Genomic DNA, 15,282 nt, shown 5'->3' with positions numbered 1-15,282 from the left:
CGGAGCCGCACCGATGCCCGAGACGCCCCGCAAGCTGAAGCGAGTCCTGATACCGGCGGTCGGCGCGGTGGTCCTCCTGCTGGTCGCGGGGGTCGTCACCACGATCGTGCAAGGCCGCGGGGTGGGTCTCGCGGTCGCCGACCTGGCCGACGGGTCCGTTGTCACTCCTTCGGGTGTCGGGCGCGTGTCCATCACCACCGCGGACCCCGGCAAGCTCGATCGTGTCACCGTGCAGGTGGACGGGAAGCCGGTCGAGGTGCAGCGGGTCGACGGGCGCATGACGCTGGCCGGGCTGGAGCTGGACGAGGGGGCGCACACCCTGTCGGTGCGCGCGGCGAGCCCGCTGCCGTGGATGCCCGACGCCGAGGTGGAGCACGCCTTCACCGTGGACGGCACGCCGCCGGAGCTGACCGTGGACTCGGTGGAGGCGTCGTCGCCGCGCGGTCCGGTGGTGGTGAAGGGCGCCGCGGACGGCGCGGAGACCGTGCAGGTCGGCGACCAGCGGGTGCCGGTGCGCGACGGCCGGTTCGAGGCGTCGCTGGCGGCGGTGCCCGCGACCGTGCGGGTCGAGGCGGGCGACGCGGCGGGCAACACGCGGCACCAGGACGTGCCGGTGACGGTGACGCACCCCGGGATGCGCGCGGTGCACATGAGCGCGCTGGCCTGGGCGTCGGCCGACCTGCGCGAACCGGTGCTGGCGCTGGCCCGCGAGAAGCGCATCGACACGGTGCAGCTCGACATCAAGGACGAGAGCGGCGAGATCGGGTACGACTCGCAGGTGCCGCTGGCCCGGCAGGTGGGCGCGAACAAGAACTACTACGACGCCCGCGCCGTGCTCGACGAGCTGCACGGCCTGGGCCTGCGCGTGGTCGGCCGGCTGGTGGCGTTCCGCGACCCGGTGCTCGGCAAGGCGTCGTGGGAGTCCGGGGCGCGGGACCGCGTCGCCCAGAACACCTCGGGCGCGCCCTGGTCGGCGCACTACGGCGAGTACGCGTTCACGAACTTCGCCGACGCCGAGGTGCGCGACTACAACACCGCGATCGCGAAGGAGGCCGCCGAGCTGGGCTTCGACGACGTCCTCTACGACTACGTGCGCCGGCCGGACGGCCCGCTGGGCCAGATGGTGTTCCCGGGCCTGACCACCACGCCCGAGCAGTCGATCGCGGACTTCCTGCGGGACAACCGCGAGGTGCTGCGCCCGCTCGGGACCTACCTGGGGGCGTCGGTGTTCGGCATCGCCGCGCACAGCGGCACCGACATCGCGCAGGACATCCCGGTGCTCTCGAAGCACGTCGACTACGTGGCGCCGATGGTCTACCCGTCGCACTGGGGTCCCGGCGAGTACGGGGTGGGCAACCCGAACGCGCAGCCGTACGAGATCGTGAAGGCGTCCGTCGCGGACTTCGTGCGGCTCACCGAGGGCACGGGGGCGACGGTGATCCCCTGGTTGCAGGCGTTCTCGATGGGCCACCACTACGGGCCGGGCGAGGTGCAGGCGCAGGTGGTGGCGTCGCGGGACGCGGGCGTGCCGTCGTTCCTGCTGTGGAACGCGGCGTGCCGGTACGACGCGGCGGGGTTGACGCCCGCATGAGGCCGTGGCCGCTGCTCCCCTACCTGACCGGGCTGTGCCTGGCCGCCGCGACGGTGGTGGTCCTGGACGCCGGCGCGGCGTCGCGGGCCACCACGGTCGTGTGGCCGCGCGGCGGCGTGGTGCCCGAGCCGACCCGGCCGGCGCCGAGCGCCCGGATCGACTCGCTGCGCACCACCGACGCCGACCTGCCGGGCGGACTGCCGTTCCCGCAGCGGGGCGCGGACACGTTCCGCGTCGTGCCGGGTTCGCTGGGTCCGGCGGACGGCGTCGCGTACTCGGTGGAGGTCGAGGACGGGGTGCGGCTGCCGCAGGGCGACGACTCGTTCGCCGCCGTGGTCGACCTGGCGCTGCTGCACCCGCGCGGGTGGCGGACGCACGGCTACGCGTTCCGGCGGGTCGACCACGGCGAGCCGGCGCTGCGGGTCCGGCTGACGTCGCAGGACACGGCACGCGCCCGGTGCGGGTTCGAGCTGCCCTACGACACGTCGTGCCGGACCGGGTCGGTGGTGTACCTGAGCGCGGCGCGCTGGTTCCGGGGCGCGCACGCGTTCGGCCGCGACCTGCGCGGCTACCGCTTCTACGCGGTCAACCACGAGGTCGGGCACTTCCTGGGGCGCGGGCACGAGGTGTGCCCGGTGGACGGCGGCCCGGCGCCGCTGATGATGCAGCAGACGCTGAGCACGGCGAACGACGAGCTGGCGGCGATCGTGAACGGCACCGACCAGGGGGTGCTCGTCGTCCCGGACGGGAAGGCGTGCACGGCGAACCCGTGGCCGTGAGCGGGTGGGCGGGGACGGGTCGGACGCCACCGCCGCACGGGTCGGCGCCCGCACGGCGGTGGCTCGCGGATCACCCCGCAGCGCCCACCGCGGCGCGCTGCTCGGCGACCAGGTCCCGGTACCAGTGGAAGCTGGCGCGCGGGGTGCGGACCAGCGTCCCGTAGTCGACGTGGACCAGCCCGAAGCGGGGCCGGTAGCCGTGCGCCCACTCGAAGTTGTCCAGGAACGACCACACGAAGTAGCCGCGCAGGTCGACGCCCGCGTCGATCGCGTCCCGCGCCGCGGCGAGGTGGGTGCGCAGGAACTCGATGCGCTCCTGGTCGACGAACCCGGGGTTGTCCGGGTACACGCAGCCGTTCTCGGTGACGTACACCGGCGGCAGGTCCGGGTAGCGCCGCGTGAGGCCCACCAGGGTGTCGGTGAGGCCGTGCGGCTCGACGGGCCAGTTCATCGCGGTGCGCGGCACGTCGGGCAGCCGCGTGGTGTCGATGCCGATGTCGATCGACGTGCGGGTGGCCGGGTCGGGGTCGCGGTGCGGCGCGTCGGCCACGTGCTGCCGGTAGTAGTAGTTGATGCCGACGTAGTCGAGCGGCTGCCCGATCAGCTCCAGGTCGCCGTCGAGGCGGAACGAGGCGTCGGTGACGCCGGCGAAGGTCTCCTCGTAGTCCTCCGGGTAGGCGCCGCCGAACAGCGGCTCGGTGAACTGGCGGCGCAGCAGCAGGTCGTGCCGGCGCGCGGCGGCGGCGTCGGCGTCCGAGCCGGTCACCGGCACCGAGGGCGACTGGTTGAGCACGATGCCGAACTCGTGGTCGGGGCGCGCCTCGCGCAGCGCGCGCACCGCCAAGCCGTGGGCGACCAGCAGGTGGTGGGCGGCGGCGAGCGAGCCGTGGCCCTCCCGTGCGCCGGGCGCGTGCCTGCCCTCGCCGTAGCCGACGATCGAGGACACGTAGGGCTCGTTGAACGTCGTCCACTTCGTCACGCGGTCGCCCAGCGCCTCCTGCACGACGAGCGCGTAGTCGGCGAACCTCAGCGCGGTGTCGCGGGAGCGCCAGCCGCCCCGCTCCTCCAGGGCCTGCGGCAGGTCCCAGTGGTAGAGCGTGAGGAACGGCTCGATGCCGCGTCCCAGCAGCTCGTCGACGAGCCGGGAGTAGAAGTCCAGGCCGCGCGGCTCGACGGCGCCCGCGCCGGTCGGCAGCACCCGCGACCAGGACACCGAGAAGCGGTAGGCGTCCACGCCCAGCTCGCCGAGCAGCGCCACGTCCTCGGGCATGCGGTGGTAGTGGTCGCACGCGACGGCGCCGGTGTCGCCGTTCGCGACCGCGCCGGGCACCGCGGCGAACGCATCCCAGATGGACGGTCCTCTGCCGTCCGCGTCCGCCGCTCCCTCGATCTGGTACGAGGAGGTGGCGACGCCCCAGCGGAAGCCTCGGGGGAAGTCGGTCATCAGCCTTTCAGCGCTCCTTGCATGATCCCGCCGACGATCTGCCGGCCGAACAGGAGGAACACCGCGAGCACCGGCAGGGTGCCGATCGTCGCCGCGGTGAGCACGAGTGTGTAGTCGGTGGTGTAGCCGCTGGCCAGGGTGGACAGCGCGGTCTGCACGGTGGGGTTCTCCGGGGTGAGCACCACCAGCGGCCAGAAGAAGTCGTTCCACGCCTGCATGAACGTGAACAGGCCGAGGACGGCGGCGGCCGGGCGGGCGGCGGGCAGCACGACGTGCCAGTACAGGCGGATCGAGCTGCACCCGTCCATCCGGCCGGCTTCGAGCAGCTCGTCGGGCACGGCCCGCTCGAAGTACTGGCGCATGAAGAACACGCCGAACGCGGTGACCAGGCCGGGCACGATGACCGCGTGGATCTCCCCCGCCCAGCCGAAGTCGCTCATCATCATGTAGAGCGGGATGACGCCGAGTTCGGTCGGGACCGCCTGGGTGGCGACCACCAGCAGCATCAGCGCCGAGCGGCCGCGGAAGCGGAGCTTGGCGAAGGCGAAGCCGGCGAGCGTGGAGAAGAACACCACGGACAGCGTGATGGTCCCCGACACCACGATGGAGTTCCACAGCGCCAGGGCGAAGTCGGACTGGTCGAACACGCGGGCGATGTTCGCGGCCAGGTTGCCGCCGGGCACCAGCACCGGCGGCACGCTGTCCACCTTGTCGGGTGTCTGCGAGGACACCACGAGCGACCAGTACACCGGGAACGCGGACCCGGCGAGCACCGCGATCAGCGCCGCGTAGGTCCACGGACCGGGCAGCCGCACCGCGCGCTTGCGCCTGGCCGGCGGCGGTGCGACCGGGGCCGGCCGGTCGAGCAGGCTGGTCATGGGTCGCCTTTCAGTCGGTGCGGATGCGGCGCGCGGCCAGGTAGCTCAGGCCCGTGATGGCGATCGTGGCGATCAGCAGCAGCCAGGCGATCGCCGAGGCGTAGCCGAAGTCGAACTTCGCGAAGCCCTGCTCGTAGAGGTAGAGCGCGGCGGTCTGGAACTGCCGGTCCGACCCGCCGGTCGCCGCGGCGGCGCCCGGGTTGAACAGCAGGGGTTCGGCCAGCAGCCGCATGTTGCCCGCGGTGGCGATCACCGTGGAGAAGATGATCTGCGGGCGGAGCATGGGCACGGTGATGCGCCAGAACTGCTGCCACGCGTTCGCGCCGTCCAGCCGGGCCGCCTCGTACACCGTCGACGGGATGGCCTGCATGGACGCCAGGAAGATCAGCGCGTGGTAGCCGGTCCAGCGCCACACCACCATCGCCGCGATGGCGGTGTGCGAGGAGCCGGTGCCCGCCTGCCAGTCGACCCGGCCCGCGCCGAACAGCTCCAGGCCCCAGTTGACCAGCCCGAAGTCGCGGCCGAACAGCTGGGCGAAGATGATCGTCACCGCCGCCACCGAGGTGATGTTCGGCAGCAGCACGCCCATCCGGAAGAACGTCCGGCCGCGCAGCCGCCGGTTGAGCAGCTGCGCGATGCCGAGCGCGAACAGGATCTGCGGAACGGTGGTGAGCAGCCACAGGCTGAGCGTGTTGCCCATCGCGTTCCAGAAGTACGGGTCCGCGGTCAGCAGCTGGACGTAGTTGTCCAGGCCGATGAACGTCGCCGCGTCACCGTCGAGCAGGTTGCGGTCCTGCATCGACACCCACGCGGTGTAGAGCAGCGGGAACAGGCCGAACACCGAGAACAGCAGGAAGTACGGCGCGATGTAGGCGTACGGCGCGTACCGGGTGTCCCAGCGGTGGCGGCGTTCGCGCCAGTTCAGGCCGGTCATCAGCCTTCGAGCTTCTTCGCGTCGCCGACGAACTGCTCCCACGACTCCGCGGCGCTCTGCTTGCCCTGCTCGACGCGCTGCATGGCGTTGCCGAGCTCGGTCTGCACGTCACCGGCCTTGGGGCCCTGGTACTGGGGCTTGAGGGCGCGCGCGGCGGCGGTGAAGACGGCGCCGACGGGGGCGTTGTTGAAGAACGGGTCGGTGTACTGGCCGACGGACTGCTCGCTGAGCGCCTTGTTCGTCGAGGGCAGCAGGTTGTTGCTGGCGAACACCTTGGCCTGCTGCTCGGGCGCGGTCAGCCACTCGGCCAGGGCGAGGGCCTTGTCGGTGTTCTTGCCCTGCTTGGGGACGGTCAGGTACGAGCCGCCCCAGTTGCCGCCGCCGCCGGGCACGGCGGCCAGGTCCCACTTGCCGGCGGTGTCCGGCGCCTGGTCCTTGATCTTGGCCATCTGCCAGGCGGGGCAGATCACGGTGGCGAACTGGCTCTGCTTGAAGCCGGTGTTCCACTGCGGCGTGCTGTACAGCAGACCCGCGGACAGACCGTCGGCGACGCCCTGCGCGACGAGGTCCCAGCCCTTGCGGATGTCGGCGTTCTCCCCGACGACGATCTTGTCGTCCTTGTCGTAGTAGCCGGTCGGCGCCTGGCCGACGATGGCGTTGAGCAGCGACGGGCCGCCGTCGAACCACTTGGTGCCCTGCGGCGCCCGGGCCTGGAACTCGCGGCCCTTGGCCATGAACGACTCCCAGTCCGGCCACATCGCCGAGACCGCTTCGCGCTCGGCGGGCAGGCCGGCTGCCTCCAGCAGGTCGCGGCGGTAGCAGATGGCCAGGCCGCCGATGTCGGTGCCGTAGCCGATCTGCTTGCCGTCCTTGGACAGCGACGCCTCCCACTTCCAGTCCAGCCAGCGGTCCTTGAGGTCGTCGGGGAGCTGGACGAACCGGTCCGGGGTGGCCTTGAACTGGTTGATGTAGCCGGAGTCGATGGCCTCGATGTCGGCCGCGCCGTTGTTGGTGGCGAGGTGGGCGGCGAGGTTCTTGTGGTGGTCGGAGTAGGAGGCGGTGCGGTCGGTGATGTCGATGTCCGGGTGCGCCTTCTCGTACTCCTCGAACAGCTGCTGGTAACCGAAGTTGCCGAACATGCCCACGGTGATCCGGGTCTTGCCGTCGCTCGCATCACCGCCGCAGGCCGTCACCAGCGTCGCGGCCAGCAGGCCGACGCCCACCAGGGTCCCGGCTCGTCTCATTTCGAGGCTCCTCTTTCCATTTCGGGCACGCCGGACACGCGTAGGGTCGATCCGGGGGTTTCCGGCGAATTCGACCGGGAACGCGACCCGGTCGGTGTGCAGTACATGACAGTCCCGGGACACCACACCGTCAAGTAACGAAGCGGTAACCTGACCGTTTCAGTCGATCGGCGTTTTCGCAGGTGGTACCGTGTCCAAGCTGGTCAGGCACCGCCCCGGGCGGTCCTGTAAGCGGTTACAAAGAAAGGCCGGGAGATGACGACGATCCGGGAGATCGCGCAGCTGTGCGGGGTGTCCGTGGCAACCGTTTCACGCGTTTTCAACCAGCCCCTCACGGTCAGCAAGGAAAAGCGCGAAGTGGTCGAGCGGGTGGCCCGCGAGCTGGACTACCGCCCCAACGAGTCGGCCCGCGCGCTGGCCACCAAGAAGTCCGGGCTGATCGGCCTGGTGTGGGACACCGACCACCGGCGGCCCGGCTGGCGGCACCCGTACCTCCAGGAGCTGCTGATCGGCCTGAAGTCCGCGCTGAGCGCCCACGGCTACCACCTGCTGATGCTCGCCACCAGCGGGTCGGCGGCGCTGCGCGCGGTCGGGGCGTCGCTGGCCGACCCGGTCGCCTACGTGAACATGACCCGGCGGCACAGCCTGGGCGGGCTGGTGCTCATCGACAGCGGGTCCGACGCGCCCGCGTTCGCCGCGTTCGCCCAGTCGGGCCTGCCGTGCGTCGCGGTCGACGTGGCCGTGGAGGGGCCGCGCGCCACCTTCGTCACCTCCGACAACGTCGGGGGCGCGCACCTGGCCGTGCGGCACCTGGTCGCCGCCGGGCACCGCCGGATCGCCACCATCACCGGGCCGCGCGCCAACCGGCCGGCCGCCGACCGGCTCGCGGGGTTCCGCGCCGCGATGGCCGAGGCGGGTCTGGAGGTGCCGGACGCCCACGTGGCGGAGGGCGACTTCTACCGGCCCAGCGGCCAGGCGGCGATGCGGTCGCTGATCGCCCTGCCCGAGCCGCCGACGGCGGTGTTCTGCGCGAGCGACGAGATGGCCGTGGGCGCCCTGCTGGCCGCCCGCCACGCCGGGTTGCGCGTGCCCGACGACGTGGCGGTGGTCGGGTTCGACGACATCGAGCTGGCCGCGCTGGTCGACCCGCCGCTGACCACCCTCGCCCAGGACAAGGCGGGCATCGGGGTGGCCGCCGCGCACGCGGTGCTGACCATGGTGCACGACGGCGCGACGCCGCCGCCCGCGTTCCTGCCGACGAGGCTCGTGGTGCGCTCCTCCAGCCGCTGAGGTCGCCGCCGAACGCCGCCCCGACGACCGGCGAGCACGAATCGAATTCGTCGAACAAGCTCACGTATGTGAATTCCCCAGCTCACATACGTGAACCCCGGCGAACCGTTGACACGTCGAAAAAGAGCGCTTACGGTGCGATGGGGAAAGGCCTTTTCCCGGCCCCCTGAATTCCTTTCGACAAAGGACCTCCATGCGCACGACACCGGTGTTGAAGCGCGCCCTGCCCGTCCTCGCCGTCCTCGGCGCAACCGTCGCCGCCCCCGCGCCCGCGCTCGCCGCGGGCCCCGCGGACGGGTTCGCCTCCGTCAACGCCCTGGGCCAGAACGGCACCACCGGAGGCGCGGGCGGCACGACCGTCACGGCGACCACCACGGCGCAGTTCCTCGACTACATCGCCCGCCCCGAGCCACTGACGGTCCAGGTCAGAGGCACGATCGCATTACCGACCGGCACCACCGACGGCATGCACCCGGTCGCCTCGGACAAGACGATCATCGGTCTGGGCAGCGACGCGCGGCTCTCCGGCGGCGGCCTGAACATCGGCCTGCCGGTCGACGACGACGTGACCACCCCGCCCGCGAACGCGGTGCACAACATCATCATCCGCAACCTGTCGATCACCGGCGCGACCGACGACCTGATCAACGTGCAGATGTTCAGCCACCACATCTGGATCGACCACAACGACTTCTCGAACGGCGACGACGGCGCGGTCGACATCAAGCGCGGTTCCGATTTCGTGACGGTCTCCTGGAACAGGTTCCACGACCACGACAAAACGCTCCTGCTCGGTCACGACGACGACAACGCGGCGCAGGACGTCGGCCGGTTGCGGGTGACGTACCACCACAACCACTTCGACGGGTCCGACCAGCGCAACCCGCGCGTCCGGTTCGGCGAGTCGGTGCACGTCTACAACAACTACTACCGCGACAACAGCTACGGCGTGGCCTCGGCGATGAACGCGGGCGTGGTGCTGGAGGGCAACTACTTCCACAGCGTCAACAACCCGGGCCGGGTGGACTTCAGCGGCGACCTGGGCCGCATGGTGCAGCGCGACAACATCCTCGTGGACTGCAACCACGCGATCGAGACCCGCGGCACCGTCGTGGAGCCCCGCACGTACTACCCCTATACCCCGCACCGCGCCGCCGAGGTGCCCACCGTCGTGCCCGCCGGCGCGGGCGTCGGCAAGATCCGAGAGGGACGGTCATGAGCCCCATCAGCAGGCGCGGCCTCCTCGCGGGAACCGCCGCCACCGCCCTGACCGCCGCCACCGCGCGCAGCGCCCCGGCGACCACGAGCCCCGTCTGGGCCGCGCCGTTCGCCACCGCCGACGGCTTCGCGGGCACGAACCTGCTCGGCCGGAACGGCACCACCGGCGGTGCCGGCGGTCCCGTCGTGACGGTGCGCGACACCGAGGCGTTCCTGGACTACTGCGACCGCAACGAGCCCTACGTGATCCAGGTCGACGGGATCATGCGGTTCAGCAGCAAGCAGGCCCTGCGGTCGAACAAGACCGTCATCGGCCTGCCCGGCGCGGAGATCAGGGGCGGCGGCCTGGACGTGTACCGCCGGCAGAACGTGATCATCCGCAACCTGCGGTTCACCGGCGCGGACGACGACGCGATCAGCATCCAGCAGTCCTCGCACCACGTCTGGATCGACCACTGCGACCTCAGCGGCGGCGCGGACGGCCTGATCGACATCGTGCGCGGGGCGGACCTGATCACCGTGTCGTGGTGCCACTTCCACGACCACAGCAAGACCGCGCTGCTCGGCCACTCCGACTCCAACGCGGGCCCGGACACCGGCAAGCTGCGCACCACGTTCCACCACAACTACTTCGACCGCACCGCGCAGCGCCACCCGCGCGTGCGGTTCGGCGAGCCGATCCACGTCTACAACAACTACTTCCGCGACAACGCGCTCTACGGCGTGGCCTCGACGGAGAACGCGGGCGTGCTGGTCGAGTCGAACCACTTCCAGAACGTGCCGCACCCGATCTACGTGGGCTACGACGAGAGCGGCCCCGGTCGCGTGGTGGAGCGCGACAACGTCTACTCGAACTCCGGCGCGCCGCAGACCGCGGGCACCGTCGTGGAGCCCCGCACCTACTACTCGTACACACCCGACAACCCCGCGAACCTGCCGACCACGGTGCCCGCCGGTGTCGGCGTGGGCCGGATCTGAGGAGGGGCGACCATGAGCCCGTTGAACCGCCGGCGCCTGCTCGCCGGCTCCGCACTCGCCGCCGCGGCGGCGGCACTCCCCCGCACCGCCTGGGCCGCGCACCCCTCCGCGCTCGCCGCGGCCGACGGGTTCGCCTCGGTCGACGCCCTGGGGCAGAACGGCACCACGGGCGGCGCGGCCGGCCAGGCCGTCACCGTCACCAGCGGCGACGCGCTGGCCGACTACGCGGGCCGCAGGGAACCCTACGTGATCGCGGTGTCCGGGCGGCTCGACGTGGACGACATGATCACCGTGGTGGCGAACAAGACCATCATCGGCGTCGGTTCCACCTCCGGGATCACCGGCGGCGGCCTGCAACTGGGCTCCACCACCCGACCGGGCAACAACGTGATCATCCGCAACCTGCGGTTCACCGGCGCCTCGGACGACTCGATCAGCGTCACCAACAAGGCCCACCACGTGTGGATCGACCACTGCGACCTGTCCGACGGCTACGACGGCCTGCTGGACGTCAAGCGGGAGTCCGACTACGTCACCGTGTCGTGGAACCACTTCCACGACCACAGCAAGGCCGCACTGCTCGGCCACTCGGACAGCTACACCGCCGACCGGGGCAAGTTGCGCGTCACCTACCACCACAACTTCTTCGACCGCACCGACCAGCGCCACCCCCGCGTGCGGTTCGGCGAGCCCGTGCACGTCTACAACAACTACTACCGGGGCAACGCGCTGTACGGCGTGGCGTCCACGGAGGGCGCGGGCGTCCTGGTGGAGAACAACTACTTCGAGAACGTCGCCCACCCGATCCTGTCCGGTTACGACAAGAGCGGCCCCGGGCGCGTGGTCGAACGCGGCAACGCCTACGTCGGTTCCGGCGCGCCGCAGACCCTGGGCACCGTGGTCGAACCCCGCACCTACTACGCGTACGCGCCCGACCCCGCCTCCGCCGTGCCCGGTCTGGTCACGGCGGGCGCGGGCGTCGGGCGCGTCTGAGCGGGGCTCAGTTCCACGCCCCGATGGCGCTCTGCGGTCCGGTGTCGAGCGGGCGGTGGGCGGTGGGCGGGGCGGACCGGCGGGCGAGCTGCCGCAGTTCGGCCGCGCACATCATGAAACCGTCCGCCGGCAGGCGTCGCACGTAGTGGTCGAGGTCGACGGCCAGCGCGAACACGTGCACCGGCGTCCCCGCGGCGCGGCCGGCGTCGACCACGTCCCGCAGCGCCGCGAGGACGGCCGGGTGGCGCATCCGGTACGAGGACGCCACCAGGTGGTTGCCCCGGTCCGCCGCGAGGTAGAACTGGGTCAGGTCCTTCGTGCCGACGAACAGCTCGCTCGCGCCCGCCGCGCAGAACGCGCCGGCGGCGTGCACGGCCGCCGGCGTCTCGACGAACACCGCGAGGGGCAGGTCCTCCGGCAGGTCGAGCCGCTGCCGCAGCAGCAGGTACTCGTCCTGGTCGTTGATGAACGGCACGGCGAAGTCCACCTGCCCGGCGGCGGCGCCCAGGTGTTCCCGCACGTGCGCGCGCAGGGCCCGGAAGGCGCGCGGGTAGTGCTCCTCGTCGAGCAGCCACCGGGCGCCGTGCAGGCCGAGTTCCGGGTTGGGCTCCCGGTCCACGCCCACGTCGCGCGTGATGTGGGCGGCGTCGTCGGACCGGAGGTCCAGCAACCGCATGACGAGGCGCTGCCCGGGCAGCAGCTGCCCGGCGATCGCGCACAGCTCGGCGCCGAGGGCCGCGCCGTAGCGCTCGGCTCGGTCGGGGCCCGCCCGCAGCGAGTCGAGCGGGCTCAGGCCCGCCGTCAGGCACAGGAACTCCTCGCGGATGAAGAAGGTGTCCAGGCCCTCCACGCGCTGGTCGAGGGCGTTGACCGACCGGACGTCCGAGGTGGCGGCGATGACCGCGCAGATCGAGCCGAGGTCGGCCGGCGCGGTGACCGGGGACTCCGCCGCCCTGGCCTGCGGCACGGCGCCGCCGAGCACGACGGACTGGCGGTCCAGCCGGACGGTGACCTCGCCGACGAGGTCGTCCAGCTCGGCGGCGGCGACCCGCATGACGGGGATGCCGCGCAGGCGGCACAGCGACTGCATGTGGCCCGTCTTCCCGCCCTTCGCGCAGATCACGGCCGACGACGCCACCAGGGCCTCGTACATCCCCGGAACGAGCGACTCGACCACCAGCACCGATCCCTCGACGGGCTCGCCGGTGCGGTTGCACGTGCCCCGGACGGTCGGTACCGGCACGTCGACGAGCACAACCCCTGAGATCTCGCGAGACCCCACATGTCCTCCCACGGCTCCGGTCGGTGCGCGGACGACCGTCGCCCATCACGGAGCGTGGAAACCTGACTCCGCTCGGCCACCGCCACCCCACGAGCGTGGCAGCCGCCCGAGCCGTCGATCATCTCCCCGGTTGCGCCAGGCCCGGCCGGGTCACCCGGGCCGGCCCACCGCGTCGTCGAGCCCGAGGAGGGCCCGGAGGTCACGCGGTGTGACGGACAGGTCCTTGAGCATCTCCGTCGCGGTGGTGTTGACCGCGAATCGCAACGCGCTGTCGCCGACCGGGGCGCCCAGGGCGTCCCGGATGGCCCCGAGGCTGTCGTCGAGCCGCTCGGCGAGGGCTTCGCGGTCGGCGCGGCGGCGAGCCGCCATCCGCCGCACGTCGAACGAGACCGCACGGGAGAACACGCCGTCCACGGCCGGGTCCGAGGTGGTGGTCAACGCCTCGACCACGTCGTCCGCGCGTTCGTCGTAGCGGTGTTCGAGCCGCTGGAGCACGGTCGCGGCGGCGGACACCGAGTGGTTCTTGATCGCGGCGAGGTTGAAGGTGAACGCGCCGGTGCGCCCGTGGCGCACGATCTCGTCGCCCTCGCGCGGGCTGCCCACGACGGTGACCGGTCCGACGGGTGAGCCGGCCGGGGTCAGCAGCCCGCCCACCGCGTCGACCTCGACGCCGCGGCCGGTGTGCCGGTGCGCGGTGGCCAGGCCCTTGCGCAGCAGGGACGACCAGAGCGGCGACTCCGCGCGCAGGTAGTCGGACTCCCGCCCGAAGTTGCAGATCACCAGGCGCGCCTCGATGGTGCGCGTCCCGTCCGCCCCCGAGACGGACACGGCCAGCGCGCCGTCGCCCGCGGGCTCGACGCGCTCGACCGCCCCCACGGTGAGCGAGAGCCGGTCGCCCGCGAGCACCGCCTCCTCGACCAGCCTGGTCGTGTACGGCACCGCGCCCACCCGCAGCACGGCCAGCAGGCTGCTGTGGGCGGTGAGCAGGGCACGCAGGTCGTCGGGCGGCACGCGGGCGATGACGTCGGGCAGGTAGGGCTCCCAGGACTTCGCGACCCGTTCGGACACCACCTCCCTGGGCACGTCGGGGTGTCGGCGGACGACCGCGTCGCACGCCTTCTCCCACTCCGCCCGCAGGCGCCGGACGAAGTCCTCGCGTCCCTCGTACGGGTGATCGAGGAGGCGGGGCGGCGGCAGGGTCAGGACGTGGTGCCGGTGGTCCGGCGGGTAGGTCCGCAGCATCAGGCCGGACCGCGAGACCAGGTGGACGCGCCCGGCGTGGCCGCGGCGCAGCAGGAGGTCGGCGAAGTCGTAGGCGGTGAGCAGCGAGCCGACGATGACCACGTCGTCGTCCGGCGCCACGTCGAGGACGCGGGCGAGCCCGGCTTCCGAGTACGGGTGCCGCACGAACGCGGGGTGGTCCGCGACGTCGGCCGCGAACGCCGGGAAGCGCACCTCCAGCCCGGTCGCGAGGACGACGTGGTCGGCGGTCAGCACCTCGCGGGACGCGCCGCCGAGCACGACGTCCACGACACCGTCGCGGACCTCCAGGTCGACGGCCTCGCCGTCCGCCTCCACCAGGACCACGCCGGCGGCGGCCTCGCGGGCGGCCTCGGCCAGGCGGTTGTCGAGGTAGTCGTGGTAGATCCGCCGGGGCGCCGGACCCGACTCGGTGAAGGCGAACCCGCGCCACTCGTCGGGCCACCCGGTCCGGTCGGCCTCGTGGTTGGCCCAGTCGACGAAGTCGTCGACGTCCTCGCGGAAGGCGGACATGCGGCCCGCCTGGATGTTGAAGACGTGGTGCCAGTGGTTGCCCCCGCGGTGGTAGGCCACCCCGGCGTTGCGGTAGTCGGGGCGCCGTTCGAGCAGCACCACCTCCAGCGGTTCCCGGGCGAACCGCAGCAGGCGGATGGCGGTGGCCACGCCCCCCAGGCCCGCACCGACGACGACCACCCTGTGCGCTCTTCCCGAGTTCCCCACGCTGCTCCGGTCTCCCGCCGTACGCGATCCGCGATCACGTTAGCGGGAGCACCGGGGCGTGTCTCCGTTGTCGCGGACTCCGGGTTCGGCCTCGCGACGCGCGGGCGTGCCCGACCCCGCGCCGCCGTGCCCGGTGGGTCACGGCGGCGCGGGGTCGGGCACGCGCGGGGTACGGCTCAGTAGTCGTCGGACGCCTGACCGCGGCCCACGGCCTCGGCCCGGATCTCGTCCTCCCGCGACAGGGTGTCCGGATCGGCCCTGACCAGCTCCTCCGGCTGGTCGAGCCGCTCCAGGGTGGCGTCGTCGCCGTCCTGCGACACCGCCTCGTGGTCGAGGCTCACCACGTCCTCGTCGGCCTGGTCGACCGGCTCGCCCGCGGGCTCGCCTGCGGGCCGGTCCGCCGTCACGTCGGGCTGCTCCTCGGCGAGCCGGTCCGCGAGGGGCCGGGGGTGGGACTCCTCGTACGGCGTCATGCCGTACTTGGTCACGCCCGACCAGTTCTCCGGCGGGTCCATCCCCGCCTCCAGCGGGTCCTTCCTGATCCGGTCCTCGTCGAGGTCCTCGGCCGCGTTCAGCGCCGCCGGGTCGCTCTCGGCCTCGCTCGTGTCCTGCGACGGTACGTAGCCCGTCAGATCCTCCGAACTCATGACGACGGTGTACCCACTCCGCCG

13 protein-coding genes are annotated in these 15,282 nt (G+C 72.1%); 6 read left to right on the top strand and 7 right to left on the bottom strand.

What is annotated here, in order from left to right:
• The first annotated feature begins 13 nt into the window (after positions 1–13).
• Together J2S66_RS08400 and J2S66_RS08395 are read left to right on the top strand one after the other, a co-directional pair.
• Positions 14–1,591, top strand: coding sequence for a putative glycoside hydrolase (locus J2S66_RS08400; RefSeq protein ID WP_310305898.1), 1,578 nt, complete (start codon positions 14–16; stop codon positions 1,589–1,591).
• A complete protein-coding gene (locus tag J2S66_RS08395; RefSeq protein ID WP_310305896.1) occupies positions 1,588–2,370 on the top strand; it encodes a DUF3152 domain-containing protein in 783 nt (260 codons plus the stop codon). Before J2S66_RS08400 ends, J2S66_RS08395 begins: the two co-directional genes overlap by 4 nt.
• 70 nt (positions 2,371–2,440) lie before the next feature.
• Here J2S66_RS08395 and J2S66_RS08390 read toward each other — a convergent pair whose 3' ends face one another.
• From J2S66_RS08390 to J2S66_RS08375, 4 genes are read right to left on the bottom strand one after another with little or no spacing between them, the layout of a single operon-like run.
• Positions 2,441–3,814: a GH1 family beta-glucosidase gene (locus tag J2S66_RS08390; RefSeq protein ID WP_310305894.1), complete on the bottom strand. Its 1,374-nt coding sequence runs from the start codon at positions 3,812–3,814 to the stop codon at positions 2,441–2,443.
• Complete coding sequence (locus J2S66_RS08385; RefSeq protein ID WP_306747786.1) at positions 3,814–4,692, bottom strand: carbohydrate ABC transporter permease; 879 nt, start codon at positions 4,690–4,692, stop codon at positions 3,814–3,816. Before J2S66_RS08385 ends, J2S66_RS08390 begins: the two co-directional genes overlap by 1 nt.
• A 10-nt stretch (positions 4,693–4,702) precedes the next feature.
• Positions 4,703–5,626 (bottom strand): carbohydrate ABC transporter permease, encoded by a 924-nt coding sequence (locus J2S66_RS08380; protein WP_306747785.1) that lies wholly within the window; start codon positions 5,624–5,626, stop codon positions 4,703–4,705.
• Positions 5,626–6,870 carry an ABC transporter substrate-binding protein gene (locus tag J2S66_RS08375; protein ID WP_310305890.1) on the bottom strand — a complete coding sequence of 415 codons (1,245 nt, stop codon included), beginning with the start codon at positions 6,868–6,870 and terminating at the stop codon, positions 5,626–5,628. Before J2S66_RS08375 ends, J2S66_RS08380 begins: the two co-directional genes overlap by 1 nt.
• 255 nt (positions 6,871–7,125) lie before the next feature.
• Between J2S66_RS08375 and J2S66_RS08370 the strand changes: the two genes are divergently transcribed.
• The 4 genes from J2S66_RS08370 to J2S66_RS08355 all read left to right on the top strand — a co-directional run bounded on the left by J2S66_RS08370 (position 7,126) and on the right by J2S66_RS08355 (position 11,349).
• Positions 7,126–8,160 (top strand): LacI family DNA-binding transcriptional regulator, encoded by a 1,035-nt coding sequence (locus tag J2S66_RS08370; RefSeq protein ID WP_306747782.1) that lies wholly within the window; start codon positions 7,126–7,128, stop codon positions 8,158–8,160.
• A gap of 193 nt (positions 8,161–8,353) precedes the next feature.
• Positions 8,354–9,379 (top strand): pectate lyase family protein, encoded by a 1,026-nt coding sequence (locus tag J2S66_RS08365; protein ID WP_310305886.1) that lies wholly within the window; start codon positions 8,354–8,356, stop codon positions 9,377–9,379.
• Positions 9,376–10,356, top strand: coding sequence for a pectate lyase family protein (locus tag J2S66_RS08360; RefSeq protein ID WP_310305883.1), 981 nt, complete (start codon positions 9,376–9,378; stop codon positions 10,354–10,356). The genes J2S66_RS08365 and J2S66_RS08360 overlap by 4 nt, the downstream gene beginning before the upstream one ends.
• A 12-nt stretch (positions 10,357–10,368) precedes the next feature.
• On the top strand, positions 10,369–11,349 hold the full coding sequence (locus tag J2S66_RS08355) for a pectate lyase family protein (protein ID WP_310305880.1): 981 nt from the start codon (positions 10,369–10,371) through the stop codon (positions 11,347–11,349).
• Between the two features lie 7 nt (positions 11,350–11,356).
• Here the strand turns inward: J2S66_RS08355 and J2S66_RS08350 are convergent, their stop codons facing one another.
• The 3 genes from J2S66_RS08350 to J2S66_RS08340 form a co-directional block, all read right to left on the bottom strand.
• Entirely contained in the window at positions 11,357–12,592 is a 1,236-nt protein-coding gene (locus tag J2S66_RS08350) for a putative PEP-binding protein (protein ID WP_310305878.1), read from the bottom strand.
• A 189-nt stretch (positions 12,593–12,781) separates the two neighbouring features.
• Complete coding sequence (locus tag J2S66_RS08345) at positions 12,782–14,584, bottom strand: FAD/NAD(P)-binding protein (RefSeq protein ID WP_310305876.1); 1,803 nt, start codon at positions 14,582–14,584, stop codon at positions 12,782–12,784.
• Positions 14,585–14,787: 203 nt separating this feature from the next.
• A complete protein-coding gene (locus tag J2S66_RS08340; RefSeq protein WP_310305873.1) occupies positions 14,788–15,258 on the bottom strand; it encodes a hypothetical protein in 471 nt (156 codons plus the stop codon).
• Positions 15,259–15,282 lie beyond the last annotated feature (24 nt).

Origin of the sequence: Saccharothrix longispora, assembly GCF_031455225.1 — a bacterium.
Classification (GTDB): Bacteria; Actinomycetota; Actinomycetes; order Mycobacteriales; family Pseudonocardiaceae; genus Actinosynnema; species Actinosynnema longispora.
Note: the sequence above shows the minus strand (reverse complement) of the source record. Positions and strands in the feature narration are given on the sequence as shown.

Bases quoted from the DNA above. Each gene is read 5' to 3' on its own strand.
- J2S66_RS08400 (WP_310305898.1), top strand. From the start codon at position 14: ATGCCCGAGACGCCCCGCAAGCTGAAGCGAGTCCTGATACCGGCGGTC.
- J2S66_RS08395 (WP_310305896.1), top strand. From the start codon at position 1,588: ATGAGGCCGTGGCCGCTGCTCCCCTACCTGACCGGGCTGTGCCTGGCC.
- J2S66_RS08390 (WP_310305894.1), bottom strand. From the start codon at position 3,814: ATGACCGACTTCCCCCGAGGCTTCCGCTGGGGCGTCGCCACCTCCTCG.
- J2S66_RS08385 (WP_306747786.1), bottom strand. From the start codon at position 4,692: ATGACCAGCCTGCTCGACCGGCCGGCCCCGGTCGCACCGCCGCCGGCC.
- J2S66_RS08380 (WP_306747785.1), bottom strand. From the start codon at position 5,626: ATGACCGGCCTGAACTGGCGCGAACGCCGCCACCGCTGGGACACCCGG.
- J2S66_RS08375 (WP_310305890.1), bottom strand. From the start codon at position 6,870: ATGAGACGAGCCGGGACCCTGGTGGGCGTCGGCCTGCTGGCCGCGACG.
- J2S66_RS08370 (WP_306747782.1), top strand. From the start codon at position 7,126: ATGACGACGATCCGGGAGATCGCGCAGCTGTGCGGGGTGTCCGTGGCA.
- J2S66_RS08365 (WP_310305886.1), top strand. From the start codon at position 8,354: ATGCGCACGACACCGGTGTTGAAGCGCGCCCTGCCCGTCCTCGCCGTC.
- J2S66_RS08360 (WP_310305883.1), top strand. From the start codon at position 9,376: ATGAGCCCCATCAGCAGGCGCGGCCTCCTCGCGGGAACCGCCGCCACC.
- J2S66_RS08355 (WP_310305880.1), top strand. From the start codon at position 10,369: ATGAGCCCGTTGAACCGCCGGCGCCTGCTCGCCGGCTCCGCACTCGCC.
- J2S66_RS08340 (WP_310305873.1), bottom strand. From the start codon at position 15,258: ATGAGTTCGGAGGATCTGACGGGCTACGTACCGTCGCAGGACACGAGC.